The 15,113-nt window shown below is 65.5% G+C and carries 13 protein-coding genes; 7 read left to right on the top strand and 6 right to left on the bottom strand.

The genetic code is table 11. The features are described from left to right. Positions 1-36 precede the first annotated feature (36 nt). From dmpE to F7R11_RS24255, 6 genes are all read left to right on the top strand, one after another. Positions 37-819, top strand: a complete 783-nt coding sequence (gene dmpE / locus F7R11_RS24280) for a 2-oxopent-4-enoate hydratase (protein ID WP_021197667.1) — start codon at positions 37-39, stop codon at positions 817-819. Positions 820-883: 64 nt separating this feature from the next. Further along, on the top strand, positions 884-1,798 hold the full coding sequence (locus tag F7R11_RS24275) for an acetaldehyde dehydrogenase (acetylating) (RefSeq protein ID WP_021197668.1): 915 nt from the start codon (positions 884-886) through the stop codon (positions 1,796-1,798). Between the two features lie 23 nt (positions 1,799-1,821). Continuing rightward, positions 1,822-2,844 carry a 4-hydroxy-2-oxovalerate aldolase gene (gene dmpG / locus F7R11_RS24270; RefSeq protein ID WP_021197669.1) on the top strand — a complete coding sequence of 341 codons (1,023 nt, stop codon included), beginning with the start codon at positions 1,822-1,824 and terminating at the stop codon, positions 2,842-2,844. Positions 2,845-2,936: 92 nt separating this feature from the next. Next, positions 2,937-4,067, top strand: coding sequence for an HlyD family secretion protein (locus tag F7R11_RS24265; RefSeq protein WP_472511596.1), 1,131 nt, complete (start codon positions 2,937-2,939; stop codon positions 4,065-4,067). After that, positions 4,003-5,634, top strand: coding sequence for a DHA2 family efflux MFS transporter permease subunit (locus F7R11_RS24260; protein WP_082932918.1), 1,632 nt, complete (start codon positions 4,003-4,005; stop codon positions 5,632-5,634). Before F7R11_RS24265 ends, F7R11_RS24260 begins: the two co-directional genes overlap by 65 nt. Before the next feature lie 366 nt (positions 5,635-6,000). Continuing rightward, positions 6,001-7,500, top strand: a complete 1,500-nt coding sequence (locus tag F7R11_RS24255; protein ID WP_064807151.1) for a flavin-containing monooxygenase — start codon at positions 6,001-6,003, stop codon at positions 7,498-7,500. A gap of 365 nt (positions 7,501-7,865) precedes the next feature. Here the strand turns inward: F7R11_RS24255 and F7R11_RS24245 are convergent, their stop codons facing one another. The 6 genes from F7R11_RS24245 to F7R11_RS24220 form a co-directional block, all read right to left on the bottom strand. After that, positions 7,866-8,642 carry a glucose 1-dehydrogenase gene (locus F7R11_RS24245; RefSeq protein ID WP_064807156.1) on the bottom strand — a complete coding sequence of 259 codons (777 nt, stop codon included), beginning with the start codon at positions 8,640-8,642 and terminating at the stop codon, positions 7,866-7,868. Positions 8,643-8,714: 72 nt separating this feature from the next. After that, a complete protein-coding gene (locus tag F7R11_RS24240; RefSeq protein ID WP_031330250.1) occupies positions 8,715-9,470 on the bottom strand; it encodes an SDR family NAD(P)-dependent oxidoreductase in 756 nt (251 codons plus the stop codon). Positions 9,471-9,664: 194 nt separating this feature from the next. Then, positions 9,665-10,423 carry an SDR family NAD(P)-dependent oxidoreductase gene (locus F7R11_RS24235; protein WP_021197675.1) on the bottom strand — a complete coding sequence of 253 codons (759 nt, stop codon included), beginning with the start codon at positions 10,421-10,423 and terminating at the stop codon, positions 9,665-9,667. A 61-nt stretch (positions 10,424-10,484) separates the two neighbouring features. Beyond that, complete coding sequence (locus F7R11_RS24230; protein ID WP_021197676.1) at positions 10,485-11,966, bottom strand: FAD-dependent oxidoreductase; 1,482 nt, start codon at positions 11,964-11,966, stop codon at positions 10,485-10,487. Positions 11,967-11,996: 30 nt separating this feature from the next. Continuing rightward, positions 11,997-12,863, bottom strand: a complete 867-nt coding sequence (locus tag F7R11_RS24225; protein WP_021197677.1) for an SDR family NAD(P)-dependent oxidoreductase — start codon at positions 12,861-12,863, stop codon at positions 11,997-11,999. A 30-nt stretch (positions 12,864-12,893) separates the two neighbouring features. Next, complete coding sequence (locus tag F7R11_RS24220; protein ID WP_021197678.1) at positions 12,894-13,970, bottom strand: 3-ketosteroid-9-alpha-monooxygenase, oxygenase component; 1,077 nt, start codon at positions 13,968-13,970, stop codon at positions 12,894-12,896. 239 nt (positions 13,971-14,209) lie between these two features. Between F7R11_RS24220 and F7R11_RS24215 the strand changes: the two genes are divergently transcribed. Next, positions 14,210-15,046, top strand: coding sequence for an SDR family NAD(P)-dependent oxidoreductase (locus F7R11_RS24215; RefSeq protein ID WP_064807158.1), 837 nt, complete (start codon positions 14,210-14,212; stop codon positions 15,044-15,046). The last annotated feature ends 67 nt before the right edge of the window (positions 15,047-15,113 follow it).

Here is a 15,113-nt window from a genome sequence, read left to right as displayed (position 1 = left end):
CGGGCACCCGCCGGCACACTGCTTCCCCACTCCACCATGCAACAAGATCTGATCGCCAGCCTCGGCGAAGAACTCCATCGCGCCCTCGTCGCGCGCGCGCCGGTCGCGCCGTTGAGCAGCCGCGGCCACGGTCTCACGATCGAACACGCCTACCGCATCCAGCAGCGGTTCCTTGCCCATCGTCTGGCAGCCGGTGACCGCATCGTCGGCAAGAAGATCGGCGTGACCAGCAAACCCGTCCAGCAGATGCTGGACGTGCACCAACCCGATTTCGGCATGCTGCTGGCCAGCATGCATTACGCGGAAGGTCAGGCGATTCCCGCCGGCACCCTCATCGCGCCGCGCGCCGAAGGCGAGATCGCCTTCACGCTCAAGCACAGCCTGCGCGGGCCCGGCATCACGCCTGAAGACGTGCTGGCCGCCACCGAATCCGTCTGCGCCTGTTTCGAGATCGTCGATTCGCGCATCGAGGATTGGCGCATCCGCATTGAAGACACCGTGGCGGACAACGCCTCGTGCGGCGTCTACGTGCTCGGCCAGACGCGTGTCAGCCCCGAAGGGCTGGACCTGGCCGCCTGCACCATGACGCTGGAGAAGAACGGCGAATGCGTCGCCACCGGCCGCGGTGATGCCGTGCAAGGCCATCCGGCCGCCGCCGTCGCATGGCTCGCCAATACGCTGGGCGAACTTGGCGTTGCGCTGGAAGCCGGCGAGACCATCCTCTCCGGCTCGCTCGCCGCGCTGATCCCGGTGAAGGCCGGAGACCGCCTGCGCATGCACATCAGCGGCATTGGCAGTTGCACGGCGGACTTTGTCTGACGCTGCTCCCGCGCAAGGGCACGTTGTGCGTGCCCTTGCGCGCCCATCATCCGAAGGAAGCCCCATGGAAAAAATCAAATGCGCCCTGATCGGCCCCGGCAACATCGGCACCGATCTGCTTTACAAGCTGCGTCGCAGCACGGTACTGGAGCCGGTCTGGATGGTCGGCGTCGACCCCGCCTCGGAAGGCCTGGCACGCGCCCGTGAAATGGGCCTGAAGACCACCGACCAGGGCGTTGACGGTCTGCTGCCCCACCTGGAGGCCGACGGCATCCGCATCGCCTTCGACGCGACCTCCGCCTACGTCCACCGCGAGCACTCCGACAAGCTCACCGCACGCGGCGTGCGCATGATCGACCTCACGCCCGCGGCCATCGGGCCGTTCTGCGTGCCGCCGGTCAACCTCGACGCGCACCTGGGCTCGAACGCCATGAACGTCAACATGGTCACCTGCGGCGGGCAGGCGACCATTCCGCTCGTCTATGCAGTGTCGCGCGTGCAGCCGGTGGCCTATGGCGAGATCGTGGCGACGGTGTCGTCGCGCTCCGTCGGCCCGGGCACCCGCAAGAACATCGACGAATTCACGCGCACCACATCGGGCGCCATTGAGAAGGTGGGCGGCGCACGCGAAGGCAAGGCCATCATCATCATCAACCCGGCCGAGCCGCCGCTGATCATGCGCGACACCGTGCATTGCCTGACGGAAGACGAGCCGGATGTGGAAGCGATCACCAAGTCCGTCCACGCCATGATTGCCGACGTGCAGCAGTACGTGCCCGGCTACACCCTGAAGAACGGCCCGGTGTTCGACGGCAAGCGCGTGTCCATCTACATGGAAGTCGAAGGCCTGGGTGACTACCTGCCCCGCTATGCCGGCAACCTGGACATCATGACCGCCGCTGCCGCACGCACCGCGGAACGCATTGCCACCGCACTGCTGGATGGTTCGCTGCCCGCAGCCGAACCGGCACTCGCCTGAGCCTGAGCCCGAGGACAATCGACATGACACAACGCATTACCCTGCATGACATGACGCTGCGCGACGGCATGCACCCGAAGCGCCACCAGATCTCTCTGGAGCAGATGAAGAGCATTGCGCGCGGGCTGGACGCCGCTGGCGTGCCGCTGATTGAAGTCACGCACGGCGACGGCCTGGGCGGCGCTTCGGTCAACTACGGATTCCCCGCGCACAGCGATGAGGACTACCTGCGCGCCGTGCTCGGCGAACTGAAGCAGGCCAAGGTGTCGGCACTGCTGCTGCCGGGCATCGGTACCGTCGAGCACCTGCACATGGCGCATGACCTGGGCGTGCACACCATCCGCGTGGCCACGCACTGCACGGAGGCCGATGTGTCCGAACAGCACATCGGCATGGCGCGCAAGCTGGGCATGGATACGGTGGGCTTCCTGATGATGGCGCACATGGCGCCGGCCGAGCAGCTCGTCAAGCAGGCGCTGCTGATGGAATCGTATGGCGCCAACTGCCTGTACATCACCGATTCGGCCGGCCACATGCTGCCGCACGACGTGACCGAGAAGCTGACCGCCGTGCGCCAGGCGCTGCGCCCTGAAACGGAACTCGGCTTCCACGGCCACCACAACATGGCCATGGGCGTCGCCAACTCGCTGGCCGCCGTGGCCTGCGGCGCCAACCGCATCGACGCGGCCGCAGCGGGCCTCGGCGCCGGCGCCGGCAACACGCCGATGGAAGTCTTCGTGGCCGTGTGTGCACGCATGGGCATCGAGACCGGCGTCGACGTGTTCCGCATCGCCGATGTGGCGGAAGACCTGGTCGTGCCGATCATGGACCACCCGATCCGCATCGACCGCGATGCGCTGACGCTGGGCTATGCGGGCGTGTACTCCTCGTTCCTGCTGTTCGCCAAGCGCGCCGAAGCCAAGTACAAGATTCCGGCGCGCGAGATTCTGGTCGAACTGGGCCGCCAACGCTTGGTGGGTGGTCAGGAAGACATGATCGAAGACACCGCCATGACCCTGGCGCGCGAACGTGGCTTGATGGCCTGATGGCTTGATGCTTTGACCCGGCGGGGACGGCGCCAACCGCATGGCGGGGCGCCCGACCTGCCACCGTCCTCCGATTGGGATCCTCCATGTCCATGACCGCACCGGCCGGCGAGGCCATCGGACCCGACATCGCCGCAGGCGGGCAACTCCCCCGCCGGCGGGTTCTCCTGCTTGTGCTGCTGGGTAGCGGCCTGCTGGTGCTGGCCTGCGTCTGGGCCTTGCGCTGGTGGATGGTCGGGCGCTTCATTGAAACCACCGACGATGCCTACCTGCGCGCCGACAACGTGATCATCGCGCCGAAGGTCACGGGCTACGTGGCCGAAGTGCTCGTCACAGACAACCAGACCGTGATGGCCGGGCAGCCGCTGGTGCGGCTGGATGACCGCCAATACCGGGCCGCCCTCGAGCAGGCCACTGCAACCATCGCCGCACGCCGCGCCGACATCACCCGTGGCGAGGCCGAGCTGCTGCAGCGTCAGGCCGAGGTGGATCGGGCCCGCGCAACACTCGACGGCGCCCGCGCCCACGAAGCCTTTGTGGTTGAACAAACGCAGCGCCATGCCCCGCTGGTGGCCATTGGCGCAGAAAGCGGCGAACGCATGGCCGAGCTGCGCTCCGGTCGCAAGCAGGCCGCGGCCGACGTGGAATCCAACCGCGCGGCCCTGCTGGCTACGCAGCGCCAGGTGGTCGCCACGCAGGCCCAGATTGAGCAGGCCAAGGCGCAGCTTGCAGTGGCGCAAGCCAGTGCGCGCCAAGCCCAGTTCGACATCCACGACACCGTCATCCGCAGCGCCAGCGCCGGCCGCGTGGGCGACCGCGCCGTGCGCGTCGGCCAGTACGTGCAGCCCGGCTCGCGCCTGCTGACGCTCGTGCCGGTGCAGGACCTTTATCTCGAAGCCAATTTCAAGGAAACGCAGATCGGCATGATGCGCCCCGGCCAGCCGGCACGTATTCTGGTCGACACACTCGGCGGTACGGAACTGCACGGCACCGTGCAGAGCCTGTCGCCCGGCACCGGCGCACAGTTCGCGCTGCTGCCGCCACAGAACGCCACGGGCAACTTCACCAAGATCGTTCAGCGTGTGCCGGTGCGCATCCGCGTGGAGGCCGGCAAGGAGGCGCGCAGCGTGCTCGTTCCCGGCCTGTCGGTCACGGTGCATGTCGATACGCGCGGCGCGCAGGCGGCGCGGGAGCGCATCGACCAGGAAGCCTCGCGTGGGTAAGTCTGACCCGCAGGGGTTGGAGCCGCGCGCTCGCGCGGTCGACTGGATTGCCGTAGCAGCTGGCGCCCTTGGCGCGCTGATGGCGAGCCTCGACATCTCGATCACCAATTCGGCACTGCCACAGATCCAGGGCAAGATCGGGGCCACTGGCACCGAGGGCACCTGGATCTCGACCGGCTACCTGATGTCGGAAATCGTCATGATTCCGCTCGCCGCCTGGTTGACGCGGGTCTTCGGCCTGCGCCGGTTTCTGCTCGGCAATGCCGTGCTGTTCATCGCGTTCTCGATCCTCTGCGGCGTCTCGCACAGCCTCGCGCAGATGGTCATCGGCCGCATCGGCCAGGGCTTCGCCGGCGGCGCCATGATCCCCACCGCACAGACCATCGTCGCCACGCGCATGCCGCGGCGGCAGATGCCGATCGGCATGACCATCTTCGGGCTCACGGTCCTGCTGGGGCCCATGCTGGGCCCAACGGTCGGCGGCTGGCTGACGGAGAACCTCGACTGGAGCTGGTGCTTCTTCCTCAACTTGCCGGTGTCGATCGCGCTGATGGTGCTGTTGCGCGTGGGCCTGCCGAACGAGCGCACGGATTGGTCTGGCTTCTTCCGTGCCGATTGGCTCGGTATCAGCGGCCTCTCGATCGGGCTCAGCTCGCTGACCGTGCTGCTGGAAGAAGGCCAGCGCGAACAGTGGTTCGAATCGCCGATGATCGTCTGGCTCGGGGTGATTGCCGTCGTGGGCATCGGCCTGCTGGTGGCCGGCCAGTTCCGTGCCAGCAAGCCCATCGTCAAGCTGCGCCTGCTGGGCAACGCGCGCTACGCCAGCGTGATCGTGATCGTCTTCACGATCGGCGCGGGCATGTACTGCATGTCGTACCTGCTGCCGCAATTCCTTGCCGGCATTGCGGGGTACAACGCCCAGCAGTCGGGGTCGATCATGCTCGTCTACGGCGTTCCGGCCTTCCTGATGGCGCCGATCCTGCCGCAACTGCTCGGCCGCATCGACATGCGTGTCATGGTGATTGCGGGGCTGCTCTGCTTTGGCGCCAGTTGCCTGCTCGATGTCGCGCTGACGGCGCAGTCGGTCGGCGGGGATTTCATCGATTCCCAATTGCTGCGCGGCGTCGGCCAGATGATGGCGATGATGCCGCTCAACCAGGCCTCGCTGGGCGCCGCGGCCAAGGAAGACGCCGGTGATGCCGTTGGGCTGTACAACATGGCGCGCAATCTGGGCGGCTCGGTCGGGCTGGCGCTGCTCGGGGTGCTGATCGACCGGCGCTACGCCTTTCACGACGCCGTGATTCGTGAATCGTTGAGCTGGAATTCACCCACCGGTCAGGCCTACCTGGCCGCCACGGCACAAGGCCTGGTGGAGCAACACGGCGATGCTGTCCATGCCCAGCTCCAGGCGCTGGGCCAGTTGGCCGCGCAGATCCAGCGCGAGGCGATGGTCATGACGTATTCCGAAGCATTCCATCTGCTGGCGGTCGCGCTGCTGCTGTGCATTCCGCTGGCGTGTCTGCTCAAGCGTCCGGCGCCAGGCGGCGCAGTGTCTTCGGGCCATTGAGCCGCTTCCATTTCATGACACCGCCGGCACACTGCCGCCGGTCCAGCGCAGGAAAAAAATCCAGCGCTGTTGACGCAATTGGGTCCCCGCCTTCGCGGGGATGACACTCACTTGCGATGACATGCATGTGGAAGGCATCGTTAAAGCCAGCGTTGTACGCGTGCCGAACATCCGCATAGTGCATTCGTGCGATGTTGGCCCCGCCGCGCGCTGGCATGCTGGGGCCACCTCCGATGACGGATGACCCCCTTGTAGCCTGCTCCGGACATCACAACTGCACCGACGGCCATATTTGGCACCGTCGAGCTCCGGCTCTCTTCGACCCCATCGCGATCCGAGCCCCTCTCCACAAGGATGCAACCCATCATGACGCAACCCAACCTCAATCAAGACCTGCGGGTCGTCGTACTCGGCGCAGGCATGTCGGGCATCTTGAGCGGCATCAAGCTGCTCGAAGCCGGCTACAAGAACGTGACCATCTACGAAAAGGCCTCCCGCGTGGGTGGCACGTGGCGCGAGAACACGTATCCAGGCCTGACCTGCGACGTGCCCTCGCACGCGTATACGTACTCGTTCGAGCCGAATGCCGAATGGACTCGCCAGCTGCCCCCGGGCGCAGAGGTGCAAGGCTATTTCGAACAGACGACCCGCAAGTACAAGATCGACGAACTGATCCGCTTCAATCAGGAAGTTAAGCGCTGCGAGTTCAAGGGCGGGCGCTGGCATCTTGAAACGGCCAGTGGCCTGCGCGACACAGCCGACGTGGTGATCGCGGCCACCGGCGTGCTGCACCACCCCCGCACGCCCAACATTCCTGGCCTGAAAGACTTCACCGGCGACCTGCTGCACAGCGCACGGTGGGACCACGCCGTGCCGCTGGACGGCAAGCGCATCGGCATCATCGGCAACGGTTCGACCGGCGTGCAGCTGGTGTCGGCACTGGCTGGCCGTGCCGGCAAGCTCAAGCATTTCCAGCGCACCGCGCAATGGATTATGCCGGTGGAGAACCCCACGTTCACCGAAGAGCAGAAGCAAGCGTTCCGCGACGATCCGGCGCTGCTCAAGCGCATGCAGAACGACGAGACCTACGTGGCAAACGTGGAGCGCTTCACCACGGCCGTGGCGGACGCATCCTCGCCTGAGATCGCCATGATCGAAGCGATCGTGCTGGACAACCTCGAACGCAGCGTGCCAGACCCCGTGCTGCGCGAAAAGCTACGCCCCAACTACCGCGCCGCCTGCAAGCGCCTGATCTTCTCGCCCGACTACTACCAGGCGATTCAGCACCCGAACGCAGAGCTGGTGACCGACGACATCGAAACCGTCACCGCCAACGGCGTCCTCACGCGCGACGGCACGCTGCACGAGCTCGATGTGCTGGTCACGGCCACCGGCTTCCACGCGGACCGCTTCATGCGCCCGACGCAGATCGTCGGCCGCGACGGCCGCCGCCTGGACGACGTGTGGGCCAAGCGGCCGCACGCCTACCTGGCCATCTCCGTGCCCGAGTTCCCGAACTTCTTCATGCTCAACGGCCCGACGAGCCCGGTCGGCAACTTCTCGCTGATCGACGTGGCCGAGAAGCAATGGGGCTACATCGCGCAATTGCTGGATCTGCTGCGCAGCAGTGAGTGCTCGGAAATTGCCGCCACGCAGGAAGCGCTCGATGCCTACGAGGCCTCACGCCTGGCAGCGGCCAAAAACACCATCTTCGCATCGGGTTGCAACAGCTGGTACCTCGACGGCGAAGGCGTGCCGGCCAGCTGGCCGTGGAACTACGCGCGCTTTCGGGATGTGATGGCTGCGCCGGATCTTTCCGCGTTCGAGCAGATTGTCAGTGGTGCCGAACAGGCAGTGGCTGGTTGATGTCGAGGCACGGCAGCTGCAGATCAGCTGCCCGCCTGCGAGAACATGACAACGCCGGCCAGACTTGGCGTCAGGCCGGCGCTGTTCTGCGCGTCGCAGATCAGAGACCCGACAGGCACCCTCTCTGTCCGGACGCGCTCGGATAGCCGGTGCCCGCGGTGTACGCCGCATTCGACCATTCGCCCTGGATCTTCCACTGCACGCCGTTGCGGAACATCACCAGCGGCGCGCCGAACGTCCAGGCGCATTTGTCACCGTTCTCCTGCCCGTTGCGGTCGTACCAGGCGCCCGGAGAGGCCGGGTTTGCTTGGGCCGCTGCTCCCGTCACAGTGCAGAAGGCAGCTTCCGCTGCCGTTGCCGATCGTTCAGATTGGCGAACCGGGCAAGCCCGGGTAGTAGCTGCCTGCAGCCATGCCGCCATCCACAGCCAGCTCGCTGCCGTGACAGTACGAGGCCTCGTCGCTGGCGAGGAACAGCGTCGCACGCGCGACTTCGTCAGGATCGCCGACACGTTGCGCCGGCACATGGCGGTAGCCCTGGTTGACTTCCTCCAGCGGCGCGCCGGTCGGGTTGGACATCACCGTATTCACGCCACCCGGGTGAATCGAGTTGACCCGCACACCGTGATGGCCCAGCTCCAGCGCCGCCGCCTTGGTCAGCCCGCGCACGCCCCACTTGCTCGACACATAGGCGGCCAACGCATTGACGCCACGCAAGCCGTCCACCGACGAAATGTTGACGATGGAGCCGGCCCCCTGCTGCTTCATGAACGGCGCCACCGCGCGGATACCGAGGAACGTGCCGACCAAGTTGATGGCGACCACACGCTCGAACGCGGCTTTCGACAGTTCGGTGATGCTGCCGAACGCCAGCACCGCAGCGTTGTTCACCAGCACGTCGACGCGGCCGAAGTCCTCCACGGTTTCCGCCACCAGGCTGGCCCATTGGGATTCATCACTCACATCCAGCTTGCGAAAGCGCGCGGCATCCCCAAGCTCACGCGCCAGCGCTTCGCCTTCGGCTTCCAGCACATCCGTGATGACGACGCGCGCACCTTCCTGCACGAACAGCCGGCACGTCTGCGCGCCCATGCCGCGGGCGCCGCCGGTCACGATCGCGACCTTGTTGAGCAATCGATTCATGTTTCTATCCTCTGATTTGGTTTCGTGATTCGTTTCGTGAAGCGTCACGCCATGGCAGGCGCTTAGCCCCGCTTATCCCCAATACGCCTGGCCGCCATCGAGCGGGATCGTCGCGCCGGTCAGGTAGCCCGCGTCGGCGCTGACAATCATGGCGACGGCGCGGCCGATGTCTTTCTCGCAGTCGCCCACGCGCTGCAGCGGAATGGTCTTGAAGAAGGCGGCCGCCTCATCCGGCCGCTCGGCAACCCACCCGGCCATGCCTGGCGACATGGCGTGCGGTGCAATGGCGTTGACGCGGATGCCATCCACACCCCACTCGCACGCTGCAGCGCGCGTGAGCGAACGGATCGCCTCCTTGACCGCCGCGTAGTGGCCATAGCCCGAGGCGTCCCAACGCACGGCTGCGGACGAGACACAGTTCACCACCGCACCATCGCCGCGCAGGTGCGGATAGCACGCGCGCATCAAACGCATCGTGGCAAGCGGCCCCGAGTCGATGCCCTGCATGAACGCCTCGTCCGTCACATCGAGCAGGCGCCCGAGCGGCACCACCTGCGCGTTGTTGACGAGCACGTTGATGCCGCCGAAGTGCTCCGCCACCTGCGCGACGCAGCGCTCGATGTCGTCTTTCACCATCACGTCAGCCACGAAGGGCTGCGCTTCGCCGCCACGGCGACGAATCTCGGCACACGTCTCGTCGAGCTTGCCTGCCGTACGCCCCACCACGGCAATGCGCGCGCCCTCGGCGGCCAGGGCATAGGCAATGCCTTGGCCCACGCCTTGGCCGGCGCCGGTAATCAATGCTACTTTCCCTTTCAGCCGGGTCATGTTCATCCGTCTCCTGTTTGCTGGTCATCACCAACCAGCGTTTTCGCTACGCTACGTTCTGCGCGTGCGCGACGAATCGTCTTTACAGACTACGAGGCGGTGTTGCCCGACGGCGGCATGAAAAAAGGCCCCGCATACACGGGGCCAATGCTTGAAGACACAACTTGAATGAATGCGCCGCGACGGGCGCGAACCTACTGGATCAGGTAACCGCCGTCGGCCGCGATATAGGCACCGTTGACATAGCTGGCACGCGACGAGCCCAGCCAGACGACCACGTCGGCCATTTCCTCGGCCTTGCCGAAGCGCTTGGCCGGGATGCCCTGGAGCATCGCGGCGCGGGCCATGTCGGAGTCCAGCGCGGCTTTGGTCATGGGCGTTTCGATCATGCCCGGCGCCAGCGCGTTGCAGCGGATGCCGCGTGCGCCGTATTCCGCGGCCACCACCTTGGTCAGGCCCACCACACCGTGCTTGCTGGCCGTGTAGCCCGCCGTGCCGGGGAATGCGATCTGCCCCGCCACCGACGACGTGTTGATGATCGCGCCGCCGCCCGACTTGAGCAGCGCCGGAATTTCGTAGCGCATGCAGTAGAAGACGCCCGACAGGTTGATGCCGATGATCTTCTCCCACAGATCGAGCGAATACTCGGGCGTGGCCGTTTGCGGTGCATCCGAAATGCCCGCGTTGTTGAACGCCACATCCAGCCGCCCGAACGTTTCCAGGGCGCGGGCCACCATGGCCTCGCAGTCTTCCGCGCGCGACACATCGGTGCGCACGAACAGGGCATCGCTGCCGGCCTTGCGCAGTTCGGCGGCAAAGGCTTCCCCCACTTCGGCATTCACATCGGCCAGCACTAGCTTGGCGCCGTCGCGGGCGAAAGCCGTCGCAGCCGCGCGGCCGATGCCGGTCGACCCGCCCGTGATGAGCACTACCTTGTCGTTGAATTCTTTCATCGTGATTTCCTCTTGTCCTGTTGTCCTCTTGGGCCTTCGCGCAGAGGCGTCGAATCAAAGATTAGGAGTTGGAACGCGAACCGGCAACGTGCCGCCCCGCTTGCCGACCGAAGAAGGTGGAATCCGCCAGGGACATGCCCGAGCTGTATCCACCGCCCCAGCGCGGCAGCCCGCACGCGGTGCGCCCAGCGGCATACAAGCCGGGAATGGGCACGCGCTTTTCCGTCACCACCTGCCCCGTGGGCAACGTATCGAGCCCGCCCATCGTGAAGTACGAATAGAACGCGTAGTCGATGCGGCAATCCAGTGCAACGAACGGGGGTTCGATCAGCGGCTGGAGCCACTTGGCCCCCTTATGGAACAGTGGATCGGTACCTTCGCTCGCATGACGGTTATAGACCGCCACCGTGGCAGTGAGCGTGCCTGGCGTCATGCCCAGGTCATGCTCGACTTCCTCCCACGTCTCACCCGCTGCGGCAATGCCGATGCGTGCGAACTCGGGAGGCGGCTGGTAAGTCGCGTTATCGACCAACAGGTAGATGCGGTCGCCGGCTTGCTGCAGGATGTGGTGCGCGGTACGGCCATGGTAGCAGTCCTCATTGATGAAACGCTGGCCGCGTTCATTGATGAAAATGCCTTTGATGAGCGACTCGGGCGCGTAGAACGGCAGGGTGGTGAACCCCTCGTCCATGTGGATCGCGGCGCCGCCCACGCTCATGCCCATCAGGATGCCCGAGCCGTCATCGCCTGGGCTGCCAATCGGCTCGCTGGCGCGCAGCAGCTTGGGGGCATGGCGCCGCACCATGTCGCGGTTCATCGCGAACCCGCCGGCGCAGAGCACGACACCCCGGCGCGCACGCGCGTACTGCACGCGGCCATCGGTGCGGACGACCACGCCGTGCACAGCGCCGGCATCATCGGCAATTAGGGCCAGCACGCGGCTGTCGTAGCGCACGTGCACGCCCAGCTTGTCGACACGCGCGGCCAGCACGTCCATCAGCATGCGCCCGCCGCCCCAGCCGACGAATTGCGGCGTGTGACCGCGGGGAGCCGGCTTTGCGCTTTCGACAAACGGCCACGCCTCTTCGCTGCCCGACCAGATCAGACAGTCGTCCGTCTCGGGCTCCATGATCCGCTCGGGCACAAAGGTGTTCTTGTAGACCACGCCCTGCTCGACCAGCCAATCGTAGTGGGCACGGCTGTTGTCGGCATAGAGACGGACCTTGGCCTCGTCCGCATCGGGCCCGCCCGCCATCAGCAGATAGCGGTACAGGTCTTCCGTGTCATCGGTAAAGCCGGCTTGCCGCTGGGCAGGCGTGCCGCCGCTGCCACCCATGTAGATTTCGCCGCCCGACAAGGCGCTGGTGCCGCCGCTGCCGGAAGCCACCTCAAACAGCGTGACGGCAGCGCCGGCCTGTGCGGCCTCAATGGCGGCGCAGGCACCCGCGGCCCCAAAGCCGACCACGATGACATCCGTTTCGAGGTCCCAACGTGCAACGTCCGACAAGCGGTGTGGACGCGTGACAGAAAATTCAGCAGACATGAAGCGCGCTCGCAAGCAAAGAGGTGTCGATCAATCAACGATGGCCGGATGCGCCTGGGCCGGGCTGCCCAGCATCTCGCGGTGGGACGGCGGCTGTTTGCCGTCGGCATCCTGGATACCGTATTCCTGAGCGACTTCTGCGCCGATCAGCACCTGGCCCGACTTGTCCATGAGCTTCGGATCGCGATACAGCGCGTGAATGACCTTGCCAGTGAACTCCGGCGTCTCCGCCATCGCGGCAAATGCGGCGTACTGATCCGGGGCGGCTGCCAGTGAACGCGCGCTGCGCTCGGTCTTGAGCATGCCCATCCAGATCGACACGGCTGCGACGTTGTGGGCGCGCAGGTCCACGGCCATGTCCTTGGCGAACTTGTCGACGCCCACCTTCTGTGCGCCGTATGCCGGCCCGTGCATGTAGCAGCTCGAACCGAACGACGAGGTGAAGGCGATCAGCCCACGGCGTTGCTTGACCATCAACGGCGCGGCAAACCAGCTGGCCACGTAACCCGAGCGCAGGCCGACATTGAGGATGTCGACCATCTCGAGCGGCTTCTGCCAGAACCCGCCGCGCACGGTCAGTTCGTCATGCAGGAAGGTGGCGTTGTTGACCAGGATGTCCAACCGGCCGTGCTCGCGCGACACGCGCTCGAACAGCGTCTGGACGTCACGATCGTTGCTGTGGTCGCACGGCACGGCGATGCCCTTGCCGCCCGCCTTGTCGATTTCCTCAGCGGTTGCCCAGATGGTGCCGGGCAGCGCGGCATCGCCTTCCTGCTGCGAACGGCCGGTGACATACACGGTGGCGCCAGCGGCGCCGAGCGCGAGGGCAATGCCCTTGCCAGCGCCACGCGAGGCGCCTGTGACAACCGCTACGAGCGGCTGGTTGGTGGAAGACACGACGTTCCCCTCGGTGACTGGTCTGGCAGGTTAGGCTTCAAACACGTGATGCAGCGCGCTCGGCTCGATACCGCCCGGATTGAGCTCGACCACGCGGCGCGCCACGCTGTTGGGCGTCACGGCATCCGCATCCACGTAGAACTGGCCGTACCACTCGCGCGCCTGATAGATCGGGCCGTCCGCCTCGCACATGACCGGATTGTCGATGCGGGCCTTGCTGGCCCAGATCGACACGTCTTCGTAGAAGGCCTCGCGCGCCTGCTGCACGTAGGCCTGCGCAATGGCTTGGCTCTGCTCTTCCGGCAGGCTGGGAATGCGCTTGACCAGCACGCCGTAGCGCAGCTCGAAGCTGTTCTGGTCGATCGGCACGTGGCAGTTCAGCAGAATCGAATTGATCGGCTGGCCACCCGCGCTGCCGGTCATCTGGGTGATGTGATAGGCCGGCCCGAAATAGGTGGACAGCGCAGTCAGGCGGTCTTCGCCCGACAGCCGCTTGCTGCAGCCGATCATCAACTGGGTGGCCTTGTGCCCTTCGAACAGGTTGGCGAAGTAATCCAACTTGGTGCCGTGCACCGTGTCGAAGTGGGCCATATCCGAGATGTTGTCCACCAACTCACGGCAGTTGGTGTTGATCACCATCTTGTCGATCGCCCAGTCGTGCCACTCGTCGGAGTAGCACGCATCGATGCGCGGAATGGCTACCTCGGGCGGCGGCGCCTTGCCTTCCGGGTCATGCCAGATGAACAGCAGGTGGTTCTGCTCGCTGGTCGTCCAGCTGCCGATGCGGGCCTTCAGCGGCACGCGCTTGCAGTAGGGAATCTCCTTGCAGGCACCATCGCCGCCCCATTTCCAGCCGTGGAACGGGCAGACCAGTTCGTCGCCTTGCACGGTGCCCGTGCTGAGGTCGCCACCCATATGCGGGCAGAACGAATCCACGACGCGGATCTGGCCCGTGGAATCTGCGAAGGCCGCCAGACGGCGACCGAAAATATTGAGCGTGTGCGGCTTGCCATCGCGATAGTCGGCTGCCAGGCCCAGACAATGCCAACCGCGTGCAAAGCGATCGCCGAGCGGCTTGGCTTCGATCCTATAGCCTGTTGTGGACATGTCGTCTCCTGATTGTTGGCTGTATGCCGCCTGTGGTGGCAGCGCAAAGTGACCTTACTTGCAGCACACGCCGCGTTCATCGTCCCATCGGACTAGGGGCGGCCCTTCCTGCAAGGACCACGCGTTGCGCGCCTGGGAAAATCCTGACCCGCGCGTCCGATAGTCCCGTTAGACGATGTGAGGCCCGCACCCGGATTCGAGAATCGGCAAAACCAACGCAGTTCAAAACAGGAGACGGCATGATCGATTTCAAAGGCAAGACAGTGCTCGTGACAGGCGGCGGCGCAGGCATCGGGCGCGCCATCGTGGAGGCGTTTTCACGCGCGGGCGCACGCCTGGCGGTTGTGGAAGTCAACCCACAGCGCGCGGCCGACGTGCGCGCATGGCTCAATGCCGCCGATGTCGACCACGTGGTCGTGCAGGCCGACGTCACACAGGGCGATCAGGTTGCCCAGCTTGCAAAAGCAGTGGACGAGCGCTTCGGCGGCCTGGATGTGCTGATCAACAACGTGAGCGATTCGCTGATGATCGCCAAGCCGTTCGAGGCGTATACCGACAGCGATATCCAGCGCCTGTATGACGTCAACCTGAAGCAGATCTTCCTGGTCACCCGCGCCATGATTCCGCTGCTGCGGCACAACGGGCCGGGCGGCAGCATCATCAGCCTGTCGTCCATCGAGGGCTTCCGCGCCATTCCTAATTGCAGCGTGTATGCAGCCTGCAAAGCCGCCTTGAGCGGACTCACCAAGAGCCTGGCGCTCGAACTCGGGCCGGTGGGCATTCGCGTCAACCTGATCGCGCCGGAATCGACAGAGACGGCGCAATTGCCGCTGTCGGTCATGATCGCGCCGGAACACCGGGCGCAGATGCCGCAGTGGATTCCGCTCGGGCGCTTCGGCACGCCGGAAGACGCCGCCGGTGCCGCGCTGTTCCTGGCCAGCCCGCTGGCCGGTTGGGTCAGCGGCACCACGCTGCACGTGGACGGTGGTGCGCTGGCAGCCGGCGGCTGGTATCGCGATGCGCGCGGCGTGTGGACCAACATGCCGGTGATCACCGGTAACGGGCTCAATTTCTGAGTACCGCCCCGGGTTAAGCCAAAGAGAAAGGGCCGCTCCGATCAACGTCGGAGCGGCCCTTTCTTCG

The organism is Ralstonia insidiosa (genome assembly GCF_008801405.1).
GTDB classification, from domain to species: domain Bacteria; phylum Pseudomonadota; class Gammaproteobacteria; order Burkholderiales; family Burkholderiaceae; genus Ralstonia; species Ralstonia insidiosa.
Note: the sequence above shows the minus strand (reverse complement) of the source record. Positions and strands in the feature narration are given on the sequence as shown.

Excerpts from the sequence above, each read along its gene's own strand:
- dmpE (WP_021197667.1), top strand. The coding sequence starts at position 37 with ATGCAACAAGATCTGATCGCCAGCCTCGGCGAAGAACTCCATCGCGCC.
- F7R11_RS24275 (WP_021197668.1), top strand. The coding sequence starts at position 884 with ATGGAAAAAATCAAATGCGCCCTGATCGGCCCCGGCAACATCGGCACC.
- dmpG (WP_021197669.1), top strand. The coding sequence starts at position 1,822 with ATGACACAACGCATTACCCTGCATGACATGACGCTGCGCGACGGCATG.
- F7R11_RS24265 (WP_472511596.1), top strand. The coding sequence starts at position 2,937 with ATGACCGCACCGGCCGGCGAGGCCATCGGACCCGACATCGCCGCAGGC.
- F7R11_RS24260 (WP_082932918.1), top strand. The coding sequence starts at position 4,003 with ATGTCGATACGCGCGGCGCGCAGGCGGCGCGGGAGCGCATCGACCAGG.
- F7R11_RS24255 (WP_064807151.1), top strand. The coding sequence starts at position 6,001 with ATGACGCAACCCAACCTCAATCAAGACCTGCGGGTCGTCGTACTCGGC.
- F7R11_RS24245 (WP_064807156.1), bottom strand. The coding sequence starts at position 8,642 with ATGAATCGATTGCTCAACAAGGTCGCGATCGTGACCGGCGGCGCCCGC.
- F7R11_RS24240 (WP_031330250.1), bottom strand. The coding sequence starts at position 9,470 with ATGACCCGGCTGAAAGGGAAAGTAGCATTGATTACCGGCGCCGGCCAA.
- F7R11_RS24235 (WP_021197675.1), bottom strand. The coding sequence starts at position 10,423 with ATGAAAGAATTCAACGACAAGGTAGTGCTCATCACGGGCGGGTCGACC.
- F7R11_RS24230 (WP_021197676.1), bottom strand. The coding sequence starts at position 11,966 with ATGTCTGCTGAATTTTCTGTCACGCGTCCACACCGCTTGTCGGACGTT.
- F7R11_RS24220 (WP_021197678.1), bottom strand. The coding sequence starts at position 13,970 with ATGTCCACAACAGGCTATAGGATCGAAGCCAAGCCGCTCGGCGATCGC.
- F7R11_RS24215 (WP_064807158.1), top strand. The coding sequence starts at position 14,210 with ATGATCGATTTCAAAGGCAAGACAGTGCTCGTGACAGGCGGCGGCGCA.